The organism is Streptomyces sp. NPDC037083 (genome assembly GCF_055606485.1).
In genome coordinates, this window is record NZ_JBVJSQ010000036.1 from 1 (window position 1) to 11474 (window position 11474).

9 protein-coding genes are annotated in these 11474 nt (G+C 69.2%); all 9 read left to right on the forward strand.

Annotated features, from left to right (window positions below):
- Positions 1-431: 431 nt before the first annotated feature.
- The gene (locus tag ACZ7DE_RS40760; RefSeq protein ID WP_470769574.1) at positions 432-1106 is read left to right on the forward strand and encodes a hypothetical protein; all 675 of its coding nucleotides are present in this window, start codon (positions 432-434) and stop codon (positions 1104-1106) included.
- Entirely contained in the window at positions 1103-1909 is an 807-nt protein-coding gene (locus ACZ7DE_RS40765) for a hypothetical protein (protein WP_470769576.1), read from the forward strand. Before ACZ7DE_RS40760 ends, ACZ7DE_RS40765 begins: the two co-directional genes overlap by 4 nt.
- A gap of 415 nt (positions 1910-2324) precedes the next feature.
- A complete protein-coding gene (locus ACZ7DE_RS40770; protein ID WP_470769578.1) occupies positions 2325-3488 on the forward strand; it encodes a glycosyltransferase family 4 protein in 1164 nt (387 codons plus the stop codon).
- A 9-nt stretch (positions 3489-3497) separates the two neighbouring features.
- Positions 3498-4592 carry a glycosyltransferase family 4 protein gene (locus tag ACZ7DE_RS40775; RefSeq protein WP_470769580.1) on the forward strand — a complete coding sequence of 365 codons (1095 nt, stop codon included), beginning with the start codon at positions 3498-3500 and terminating at the stop codon, positions 4590-4592.
- A 91-nt stretch (positions 4593-4683) separates the two neighbouring features.
- Positions 4684-5337: an HAD family hydrolase gene (locus ACZ7DE_RS40780; protein WP_470769582.1), complete on the forward strand. Its 654-nt coding sequence runs from the start codon at positions 4684-4686 to the stop codon at positions 5335-5337.
- A 546-nt stretch (positions 5338-5883) separates the two neighbouring features.
- Complete coding sequence (locus tag ACZ7DE_RS40785) at positions 5884-6756, forward strand: phosphotransferase (RefSeq protein ID WP_470769584.1); 873 nt, start codon at positions 5884-5886, stop codon at positions 6754-6756.
- Between the two features lie 431 nt (positions 6757-7187).
- Entirely contained in the window at positions 7188-8201 is a 1014-nt protein-coding gene (locus tag ACZ7DE_RS40790; protein ID WP_470769586.1) for a hypothetical protein, read from the forward strand.
- Entirely contained in the window at positions 8198-9130 is a 933-nt protein-coding gene (locus ACZ7DE_RS40795) for a glycosyltransferase family 2 protein (protein WP_470769588.1), read from the forward strand. The genes ACZ7DE_RS40790 and ACZ7DE_RS40795 overlap by 4 nt, the downstream gene beginning before the upstream one ends.
- Positions 9131-9974: 844 nt before the next feature.
- Positions 9975-10505 (forward strand): hypothetical protein, encoded by a 531-nt coding sequence (locus ACZ7DE_RS40800; protein ID WP_470769590.1) that lies wholly within the window; start codon positions 9975-9977, stop codon positions 10503-10505.
- Positions 10506-11474 lie beyond the last annotated feature (969 nt).

An 11474-nucleotide genomic window follows, 5' to 3' on the forward strand; every position in this document is an offset into this window, starting at 1 on the left:
GGTCGTCCCCTTCGGGGACGGCTGTGTTGTCGGCCGCGGGTTGGGGGACGGCCCGCTGGCGCGTTCCGTCCCCCAACCCGCGGCAGCCGGCGGAGCCGTTCGTTCCTCACGGCCCCGCCGGCACCCCCCGGTGGTTGACACCCTTGCGTCAATTAAGGCAAGATTTAATCCGCCGGGAGGGGTGGATGGTGGCTGGCGAGATCCCAGGCTCTGCCCCGTGAGCGCATCCGATTAGGCGCCAAGCAGGCGGCCGACGGTGAAGATGGCAGTCCGCCGGCCGCCCTGCGCTCTCCAGCCACGAACCCCTTCAACCACAGGCCCGCACCGTAGAACGGTAGTGACATGCTAATCGGCCGTCTCCTGGACCCCACAACGCATACACCCTCCGCCCACATCACCCGTGCCAGACCTCAAACGTGCAGGAGGAACACATGGCGACGCTGAACGGCCGAAGCGTGTACACCCGCCAGGACCTGATGAGCCGATACGGAATGACCCTCACCCCGCTGGAGAAGTGGTACCGCAACCGGCAGGCAACCGGACATCCCGAAGCCGTCGGCAAGATCGGGCTCGAACTGGTCTGGGATGCCGAGGAGTGGGACCGCTGGTACGGGGAGCGCCAGGACAAGGTCGGCCTTGAATCGCGCGCACAACTGGCAGCCCGACACGGCCTCGCCCAAGGAACCATCGCTCAGCTGTGGGGCAGGCGTCAGCAGAACGGCCACCCGAAACCGATCAAGACCGTCAATCAGACGATGTACTGGAACCCGGCGGAGTGGGACGCCTGGTACGCCGGCTACAAGAAGCTCGCACAGCGCACACAACTCGACGTCAACCGCAGTGGCAATCCCGATGACCTGATCACCTTGTCCGAAGCGGCCAGGGTTCTAGGCGTCGAACCCACCAGCATTACCAACTACCCCAAACGCCCGCCCCGCGGATGGCCTCAGCCAGTCCAGGAAGAACAGCTCCCCAGCGGCCGGCTACGCCGCTGGTACCGCCGCGCGGACATCTGGCACTACGCCGACACCCGAACCATGGCCGGCCCTTACCGCACCAGCCAACCCAGCGGGAAGCCCCAGTCCGAGGAGGAACCGCGTACATGAGCCGACCCACAGACGACTTCGGACCGGTCCAACTCGCCCGCTGGCTGGGACTTAAGGAGTCCCAGCTGCGCCGCGCACAGAACCTGGGGCTGGTCCCGCCGCCCGACATCGAGGGACGACGGTGGTCACGGTCCTTGGCTCTTACCCTCCCCGGCCAGATCGAGCAGATCCTCGACCAACTCGGGGAGACAGCCGCACCCGCCCCCGTACCCACAGACCAGACCCGACCCGCCGCCACCAAGCGCACCTCCCGAGGCAAGCCAGGCTTCGGACCCGTCCAACTCGCCCGCCACCTCGGCCTCAAGGACTGGCAGCTCAGCCGCGCCCAGCAGCGCGGACTCATCCCCGGACCCGACCTGGACGGAGGCCGCTGGTCCGACGCCACAGCGGAACCTCTCGCTGCTCTCGTCCCCGGGATTCTCGCCGAGCTGGGCGACCACCCAGGGCTGGGATCCCAGAAAGCGGCAGACCACCTTGCCGAGCACACTGGTCTTCCCGTCGAGCGTACGGACGTCCAGGACCTGGCAGAGCAGGGAGCACTGCAGCCCGTCGGCGAGTTCAAGGGATGGCCCATGTACGCGATAGAGGACCTCGAAGCGCTGTCACACGATCAGATCGAGAACGTCGTCGCCACGCGCCGCAGCTGGACCGAGCAGAGTCTCACCAGCACGGAGGCGGCAGGAGTCCTCGGCTGGTCGGTCGGCCGGTTCGAAGCCACGGCTGAAGAGCACAACCTCACCCCTGGACGCTACGGCCGCTACGCCCGCACGGATGTCGAGAACCTGACGCGCACCACTCACTGAGCATCAGTCACCACGGCCCCGCAGCAACCTTCGCTGTGGGGCCTCTCGCATGCCCAAGCCGCCCTGGTCCCAGCAGCCCGATCCCGTACACACCGCCGTGCCTGTCCCTCCAGGCGCATCGGTCTTCTGGTCCCGGACCTCATCAGTCCGTCCATCGCTCCTGGTGACAGACCTGTCGTCACGCATGAACCGATGCCGGGCCAGGGGTTCTCCCGGCACTCGAGCCTGGCAGACGGTGGGGTGGGGCTGCAAGGCCGGTCGCTGGAAAGCGCGACCGGCCTTGCAGCCCCACCCCACCGCCCGCCGGACGGCTCCGTGCCGGGAAAACCCCCGGCCGGGCAACCGGCTCACCTCAGCGAGCCGACCGCCCGTCACCAGAAGTCCGGCCCAAGGCCGGGCCTGGAACGGAGGTCCCATGAACCAGAAGCCGAAGGTGGCGATCGTCCACGAGGACATGCACGGGCAGACCCGAGGCGGTATCAACATCGTCTTCCAGAACCTCGCCCAGCGGCTCGCCCCGAACCACGAGGTCTTCGTCATCACCCAGCAGACGCCGCACCCGCTGAACCTCCCCGGCGTCCGGGTGATCCACCTGGACCGGACCGAGGACCTCGGCTTCCACCGCCGCACGGTCGACGCGATCCTCACCGGAATCAGGCCGGACATCGTCGAGTCTTCCACCTGGGCGGCCGAAACCCTGGTCTACGCGAAGCGCCCCCGCACCCAGCGCGCACCGGTCCTGATCCGGGCCGACCTGAGCGCCAAGACCATGGGCATCCCCGCCCTCGCCGCCGACGAGCACGAGCTCATCAAGCACGCGGACAAGGTCATCGCAGTGGGCGACTGGACCGCCGGCGACATCGAGCAGGCCTACGGTGTCCGCCCGCTGACCGTCCCCAACGGCGTCGACCGATCCCTGTTCAACCACGGCCCGGCCAGCGCCCCGATCTCCAGCGGCCAGCTGGTGACCGGAGGGTTCGACAGCCAGGGCCACCCGGTCCACTCCGAGGCCCTGGCACCGCACGCGGCGGACACCGAGGCGCTGTGGCGCCGGATCACCCCGAACGGCGTGGACGACCCCGTCCGCGTGATGTGGCTCGGCAAGCTCACCGAGATGAAGGGCTTCGACCGCTTCCAGGAGATCGTCCGAGCCCTCCGCGGACGGACGGTCTTCACCGTGGTGGTAGGCCACGGGGTGAACCACTACGACTTCACCATCGCCGACGAACCCCACGTCCAGTTCCTCCGCGACCTGAGCATCACCGACCTGGTGAGCGTCATCCGCAGCTCGGAGTACAAGCTCACCACCTCCCGCTGGGAGGGCTTCGGCCTGGCCGACGCCGAGGCCCTGGCCTGCGGGATCCCCGTCCTGATGCCCGCCGACCTGGGCACCTCCCGCGAACTGCTCACCGACGGGGTCACCGGCGCCATCTGGACCGACGTGGACCACCTGGTCCGGATCGTGACCGCCCGGCCCCAGCTCAAGGGCGCCCTCCCGGACCGCTTCGACTGGGACGCCAACGCCGCCACCACCGCCGAGCTCTACAAGGAGCTCCTGACCGGCCGCAAGGGCCAGTGAGGTGACCTGATGCGAATCCTCCTGATCGGACCCCACGAGACCAAGGGCAGCCTGCCCCCATACCTGGACGTGCTGGCCGACGGCCTGCGCGCCCTCGGCGCCGAGGTCGACCGCCTCGGCACCCCCGGCGTCCCCTACGACGTCGAGGCCAGAGCCTTCCGCAGCAAGGAGGCGATCCTCCAGCAGGCCACCGAGCTGCTGGCGCCGGTCGACCTGCGGAAGTACGACGTGCTCTCGGTGCACTTCGGCAATCTCGAAGTAGAGCAGCTGCTGCCCACCCTCTGGGATGGGCAGCCCCACCCCCCGGCGGTCTACCACGTGCACTCCCTGGCGTGGACGCTGTTCGACAGCTGGGTCCCCTCGCCGGACCTGCTGGCTCAGGTCTACGAGGGAGTCCGCTCGATGGACGGCTACCTCTGCTTCGGCCGCTTCGGCATGAAGGCCATCGCCCGACTCGGCCGCCCGGGTGCGCCGGCCCGGGTGAGCTTCCTGCCCACCACCATCACCGACGGCACGACCATCCGCAGGTCCGAGCCCGAACCGGGGACGCCGGTCCGGGCAAGCCTCTACGGCTTCCCGTCGACATGGAAGGACGCGGCCGGCCTCGTGGAGGCCTTCCGCCGGATGCACCATCCGATGCGGTTCACGCTGGCCGGTCCCGGCTGGCTGAACCCGGAACTGACCGGCATACAGCTCGACGCCGGGCCGAGCCCCTACGGGCCGGTCGAACTAACCGTCCGCGACCAGTACATGGGCGTCGCCGACCGGGCGGCCCTGGTGGCCGAAACGGACCTGGCGGTCTTCCCCTATCAGCCCATCGAGACCTTCCAGGGCACCGGAGCCCAGGCCGACTACGGCGTCGCCGGAGTCCCGGTGCTGGCCACCCACGTGGCCAACCTGGCCGAACTGGCCGGACCCTCCGGCCAGATCGTCCCGCCGGGCGACCCAGCGGCTCTCGCCGCCGCGATGGACCGCTTCGCCGGTGACCCGCAGTACCGGGCAGGCCTCCTCACGGCCGCGGCCGACTGGGCGGAGCAGTTCACCACCCGCACCCACGCGGCTGCCTGCCTCGCCTTCTACCGCGAGGTCATCAACCGCACCTGATCACGCACCACCACCAAGGGTCGGTCGGCCCGGGCCCACGCCCGGGCCGACCGGCCCTTTCCCATATCCCGCTTCAGAAAGGAAGCACCCCATGAAGCTCCACGTGTTCGACATGGACGGCACCGTGCTGCGCGGCACCGCCACGAGTCTGGAGATCGGCCGCCGGCTGGGCTGCCTGCCCAAGACCTACGAGCTGGAGGACGCCATCCTGAACGGCCGCATTAGCGCCCACAGCCTCGCCGTCTCCTTCTGCGACCTGTGGTCCGAACTCACCCAGGAACTCGTGGACGAGATCTTCCACGAGGCCCCATGGATCGGCGGACTGCGCGAGGTGTTGCACGACATCCAGACCCGCGGCGAGTGGGCGATCGTCGTGACGCTCTCCCCGTCCTTCTTCGCCGAGAACCTGCTCTCGTTCGGGGCGAACAAGGTGGTCGCCGCCCGCTACCCCGAGCTGCCGTTCTCCGTCGCCCCCGACCCCGCCGGGATCCTCAGCCCGCCGGACAAGATCACCGCCGTCGACCGGACCCTGGCCGACCTCGACCTCACCCTCGACCAGTGCGTCGCCTACGGGGACTCCGGCTCCGACATCCCCCTCTTCGGGAAGCTCACCAACACCGTGGCGGTCAACGCCTCCGAGCGCCTTCGCGGCATCGCCCGGTTCACCTACAACGGAGACGACCTCCGCGAGGCCTACAAGCTGGGCCGCAAGGCGCTGGAGACCCCGGCACCCCGGCCCGTCTGACCCCCGGCCGGCCCTCACCCACCCGGTGAGGGCCGGCTCACCCGAGGGCGGGCGGGAGTCGTCTCCCACCCGCCACCGGACCCTCTCAGAAAGCGGTCGCTCCCTCCAGGGGCGGCTGCTTGGTGGCCCGGCCGCGTTCACCGTCCCGGCGGCGTCGGCCCCGGGGGGGCCTTTGGCCACCGCGCCGGGCCGCCGGGCCTCGGTCACGCCTTCGGCGTGACTGTGCTTGTGGCCCGGCGCGTTCACCGGGACACGGCGCTCAGGCCCATAGGGGCCTTCGCACCCCGCCCCGGGCGCCGGCCCGGAACACGTGTCGTCGCCCGGCAAGGGCGGACAGCCCGATCCACCCGCTTTCGGCGCTCGAGCAGGGCGGCCCTGCGCCTCCTCCTCAGGGCTTCGGCGCCCTGCCCGATCCAGCAGCAGGCACGGGCACCAAGCGGCACGGCCGGTGCGTTCTCATGAACGCACCGGGGAAACGCCCCGCTGCGCGCGCGGAACCAGCCCAGAACACCCGGCCGCTCCGCGCAGAGAACAGCAAGGAGCCCCGTGCCCGACGAACTCACCGGCGCCGCCGCACCGGTCACCCGGCTACGACCGGACTTCCGCCCCACGGCATTCCTCTCCCGAACCGACAAGTCCCTGCTCATCGCGGGGCACTGCGATGACGGACCGGCCGTCGCGAAACTGCTGATCACCCCGGAACCACTGTGGGCCGAGAAGTTCGGCACGGAGATCGACGCCTACCGGACCTTCGCCGCGACGCCCCCGCCAGTGCCGGTTCCCGCCCTCATCGCCGCTGACGACCGGCACCACATGCTGGTCGTCGAACACGTCCGAGGCCATTGCCCGGTCACGGGCCGCGACCGGTTCCCACCACAAGCACTGGACCCTGCACACGTCACCGCCATGCTGACGGCCATGACCGACCTCGGTCGATGGAGTCCCCCTGCAGGGGTGTTCACACGCACCCTCGACTACCTCGCACGTTTGGACCGGGACCACCACCAAGGCCTGACCACCCCGCAGGAACATCAGATCCTGACCGACCTGTTCCACCAGGCCGGCCCCGTCCTCGTGCCAGGCCACGGTGACCCCCTCCCGACCAACTTCGTAGTCGGACCCGACGGACAGGTCACAGTGATCGACTGGGAGCACGCGGGACACTATCTCCCAGGACATGACCTGGCGGTTCTGTGGATCGTCCTGGCTGCCACTCCGGAAGCCCGTCCACAGATCGAGGAACTGGTGGCCGCCGGATCCCCGTCCGGCCGAGCCGCCTTCACCCTGAACCGGGCCATGCTGCTCGTACGAGAACTCCGCAACCACCGTGCAGTGCCCCCCTCCACATGGCGGGAGGAACGGGTGGCGGCAATCGACCGTGACTGGCAGGACGTGCGCGAGCTGCTGCGGGCCGGGTGACACCGGACTGACCTGGCATCACCAAGGGGCCGGTGGACCACCACCGGCCCTTTCGCATGGCCGCTCCGACAAGCTCGTACCTGCGGGACTCTCGACCGCCAGTGCAGCAGTTCGTGAGAGACCAGGACGCCTCCACTGCTCCCGGCTGCATCCCGAGCCCTTGAGGGCACGAGCCCACTCCGGTCCGTGCAGTGTTTCCAAGAACCCGGTGTCGTCCAGGGAGCTCCGGCGTCCCTCCCGGCCCCGCGAGCCTGCCAGACCTCGGGGGCGGGCCACAAAGGGCGCCCGCAGCAAGCTGCGGACGGCCGCGCCCTTTGCGCCCCGCCCCCGAGGCCCGGCGGTCGGCTCGGTGCCGGGAGGGACCCGAAGCGTCCCTGGCCACCACCACATCGTGGTCAGAAACCCGGCCCGAGACATCGGAGTCGGAACACATGCACACCAGCCACCAAGGCGCGGACTACCGCGCCGCCTACCACCTCGGAGACGGCATCCAGCTGACCGTCTTCACCGACCACCCCCCGCTCCTGCAGTACCTGGACAAGTTCCACCACCGCGTCGGTGTCGCCGCCCCGGGCGGCTGGACCATCGTCGCCCGGCTCACCGACCCCGTCCCGGGGATGACGCTCAACCCCTGGGGCGTCGGCTACCAGGCCGACCCCGAGAACCGGGTCCTCCACCGCCGGGTGACCAATCCGGACTACCTCATCAAGGGCACCCAGATCGCGGTGCGCGAGGCGCTGGTCGAGTACTGGGAGAAGCGCCGGTACACCATGCTCCACGCCGCCGCCGTCCACAAGGACGGCGTCCTGATCGTCTTCACCGGCAACATGCGCGCCGGCAAGACCACGCTCTCGCTGGCCGCCCTGGAGCACGGCTGGGAGCTCGTCTCCAACGACCACACGGTGGTCTTCCGCGACGACGACGGCCACCTGGTGGTCACCGAGATCCCCACCGTGATCGCGGTGCGAATCGCCACCTACCTGCAGATGGAGCGATTCCTGCCCCTGCCCGACGACCTCAACGGCGTCGACATCGACGCCTGGCGAAAGCGAACGGAGCGCGAGCGGATCGAGGCCAGCGACGAGTACGTGATGTACCTCAGCCGCCCCTCCCTGAACCTGCCGCTGCGGTCCTCCATCCGCTGCGGTGCGGGGACCGACACACGGGTCGTGATCGTCTCCCCGACCTTCGGCTCGGCCGACGTGCTGGAGCCCGTCGCCGATCCCACCCCCCTCCTCGAACCCCACATCCGCAGCAAGTGGGCGTTCGACCCCAACCGGAACACGCAGGAGCTCCCGCGCGAGCAGCGCACCCCGGAGCGCTTCCGCGCCGACGGCCTGGCACTGGCGGCGGCACTCGCCGACGGCGCCGAGGCCTTCGCCTGGGACCACTCCGGCGACATCACCCCGCTTCTGGACACCCTGGCCACCGGGAGGAACGCATGAACCCCACCGTGAGCGTGATCGTCCCGACCCACAACCGCCCCGAGACGCTCGACCTGGCGCTTGCCAGCCTCGCCGCCCAGAAAGGGGTCGAGGTCGAGGCCATCGTCGTCAACGACGCCGGACTCGACGTCAGCCCCGTGGTCGCGCGGTGGTCGGACCAGCTTGAGGTCCGGCTGATCAACCAGCCGTGCAACAGGGGCCTGTCCGCCGCCCGCAACCGCGGTATCGAGGCGGCGACCTCGGACCTCATGGCGTTCCTCGACGACGACGACGTCTACCTCCCGGAACACCTGAAGAACCTGGTGGCCGCACGGAAGGCCTCGGGTGCGGACATCGCCTACGCCAGCTGCCCCGTCAGCGAGTGGCGTGTCGACCCGGTCACCACCACCAGGGAGGAGATCGACAGCATCCCGGTCGTCTTCGACTTCGACGTCGAAGCGGCACCGGGGATCCTTCACGTCGCGAACCCCATCCCGGTGCACAGCGCGCTGGTGCCCTCCCTGCGGGGCATCGGGGCGCGGTTCGACACCAACCTGCCCGTCCAGGAGGACTGGGACATGTGGCTGCGCCTGGAGGTGCAGCACGGGATGAAGTTCGTCCACGTGGACGAACGCACGGTGATCTACCACCGGCCGCGCAAGTTCGCGAGCATGACCACCGACGCCATCTCGGGCGGCAACAGCGTCTTCTACGAAGGCCACCTGCGGCTGATGGAGCGCTGGCCGGTCCCCGACGATTCGCCGGCGGCCGTCCACCGTCCCTACATCCTGGAGTCCTACGGGTTGGGCGCAAGCGGTCCGATTTCCCACTTCCGCTACGAGGACAGCCTGCGGGAGATCTACAAGGCCATGGCGGGGATAACCAGCCGTGCCGGCCTCCACGACAGGATCGCCGCAGCGATCCGCGGAGACGTGCTGACGGAGCGGTAGCCGACAGGACACCACTCCAGCCGGTCGGCCCGGGCAGCCCGCCCGGGCCGACCGGCCCCGGCCCCCCTGGGGGGTGGGGCCCTGCGGGGTCCTGCCCCCCGCTGGGTGGGTGAAGTGGTCGCCCCCTGGCGGGGGCGGCTGCTTGGTGGCCCGGTGGCGTTCACCGTCCCGGTGGCGTCGGCCCCTGGGGGGCCTTTGGCCACCGTGCCGGGCCACCGTGCCTTGGTCACGCCTTCGGCGTGGCTGTGTTGGTGGCCCGGCGGCGTTCACCGGGTCGGGGTCTGACGGCCCTGGGGGGCCGTCAGACCCCGACACGGGCCGCCGGGCCGTGGACACGGGGGCGATGTGGCCTCGTGGCGAGCCCGCTCCTATGCCCGTGAACAGCGGGAACGAACAGGCCAACTGTCCTCGGCACGTGTGGTTCAGCTGCCCATGGCGTCCGTCAGAGGCCTGCCGCCTCAGTGTGTGCGCCATATTGGCGGGCACGGGCGGATCGTTCCTCTTCCACTCGCGGGACCGGCGCCATGCAGGGCGCGCCGTATGACGCCGCCTTCTCGTCCTGCCGTGGTTCCGCGGGGCGGCGTGAAGCCCCTTCAGCCGGTTTCGCATGAGGTGACGGCCCTTCAGTCCCCGGCTTCCGGATGACAGCGAGCATGCCTGGTGGGGGGTCTGTCCCGGCACTTGAGCCTGGCGGGCGGCGCGGCGTGGCCACAAGGCCGGTCGTCGCTTCGCTCCAAGCGACCGGCCTTGTGGCCCCACCCCACCGCCCGCCGGACGGCCCGTGCCGGGACGGACCCCCGACCAGGCATCAACCCGCTACCGCCACACGAAAGCCGGAGACTTCATGAACACCTATCTGCGCAAGGCCGCCGCCGCGAACGAAACGGCTTCCCGGCCCCAGGTTCTGACCTACGTGCTCAATCGGGCCATCGATCTGATGGAGCGCATGGTCGGACGCATGCGCATGCCCAAGCGCATCATCAACGCCGCGCCCCGGAGGGCCGCAGCGTTTGTCGCCGAGAACTTCCCCAGCCTCTTCGCGAAGCGGCTGAGCACACCCGAATCCTGGGCCGGCTACCTGTGGTGGGGCGAGAATGGCAAGGTCCCGTCGTGTGCGGTGGCTTACCTGGGCGATGGTGTCTGGCTGCACTACAAGGGCGTTAATGTCCTGACGGTCATCGCCGCGTGCGGTTGCGGGGTCGGGTATCGGTCGAAGGTGCTGACCGAGTCCGAGCGTGGGCTGGAGTTCGAGGACGAACCGCAGCTGGCCGAGAAGGAGAAGATCATGAACTCGCTCCTCGACTTTTTCGAGGCTTCGGTCGTCCGGGGGCCGACGAACGGTCAGGGCTGCGGGCAATGCAGCAGCGTTGAGTAGAGCGAACGCTGACCGGGTTCCGATCCGGTGCTGCCCCGCTCGCGTCCTGGGCAGCACCGGAATTCAGCGGCGAACATGGCGCCTTGCGGCTTCCGATCAATCGTCAGCACCTAGCTTGACGGAGCTCCAGGAACGGCTCCGGCAGTCCGCCGGGTGGGTAACCAAAGAGATTTCTGCGGGGGCCGGAGCCCGCTGGCGCGGTCTCCGTCCCGGGGGCCGGAGCCCGCTGGCGCGGCACCAGGCGACCGAACAGGCGGCGCGTACCTGGATGGAGCAGAACCCGGAATAACTCGGGCGCCGTTAATCGCGGAAGAAGGGACGGGAGCGGGTAGCGTAAATCAGACCGCAACGAAACACCCCTTAGCTGTGGATTCGGCTGGGGGTGTTTTGTTTTTTACGGTGGGTGGTGGGGCAGGATCCCAAGCTCTACACAGGGCATCAGCTGAGGCAGCCTCAATTGCGCGCGCTTCAGGGGGTGTGGCCCGGATCCGCCAAAGATACATACTGCATCACGTGATGCAGGGAACTCGGGGGTCGAGTCCAGATTTCATCTCGGCCCCGGTTTGAAGCACCTTGAGCGGATGTCAGTTCGGGGGAGGGCGGGGCCCGTTCCTGCGGGTCGTCCAAGGTTTCGGGGGAGGGGTGCGCCCGGGGCCGGCCGCTCCTCGACGGTGGGGGTGGTGGGCCAGGATCCCAGGCTGTACACAGGAGACGACCTGATGCACCTGCGCCCCTCGCTGCCCGGCGTAGCCGGTTGGGCGGGAGCGCAGCGGACGCCCGCCTTTCCCGCTGCGCGGGAAAGGCATTCCCTTCGTACATATCCGCTGCGCGGATATGTAAATTACCGCGATAGCGGTAATTCAAGAAAGGCGCGCAGCGCCTTTCCTAAAACCCGCGGAGCGGGTTTGGGTTCGCGCAGCGAACCCATTCGTTGCCATTCGCGCAGCGAATGGGGACCCGCTCCGCGGG

What these genes read in the sequence shown, in the direction of transcription:
- ACZ7DE_RS40760 (WP_470769574.1), top strand. Translation starts at nt 432, where the DNA reads ATGGCGACGCTGAACGGCCGAAGCGTGTACACCCGCCAGGACCTGATG.
- ACZ7DE_RS40765 (WP_470769576.1), top strand. Translation starts at nt 1,103, where the DNA reads ATGAGCCGACCCACAGACGACTTCGGACCGGTCCAACTCGCCCGCTGG.
- ACZ7DE_RS40770 (WP_470769578.1), top strand. Translation starts at nt 2,325, where the DNA reads ATGAACCAGAAGCCGAAGGTGGCGATCGTCCACGAGGACATGCACGGG.
- ACZ7DE_RS40775 (WP_470769580.1), top strand. Translation starts at nt 3,498, where the DNA reads ATGCGAATCCTCCTGATCGGACCCCACGAGACCAAGGGCAGCCTGCCC.
- ACZ7DE_RS40780 (WP_470769582.1), top strand. Translation starts at nt 4,684, where the DNA reads ATGAAGCTCCACGTGTTCGACATGGACGGCACCGTGCTGCGCGGCACC.
- ACZ7DE_RS40790 (WP_470769586.1), top strand. Translation starts at nt 7,188, where the DNA reads ATGCACACCAGCCACCAAGGCGCGGACTACCGCGCCGCCTACCACCTC.
- ACZ7DE_RS40795 (WP_470769588.1), top strand. Translation starts at nt 8,198, where the DNA reads ATGAACCCCACCGTGAGCGTGATCGTCCCGACCCACAACCGCCCCGAG.
- ACZ7DE_RS40800 (WP_470769590.1), top strand. Translation starts at nt 9,975, where the DNA reads ATGAACACCTATCTGCGCAAGGCCGCCGCCGCGAACGAAACGGCTTCC.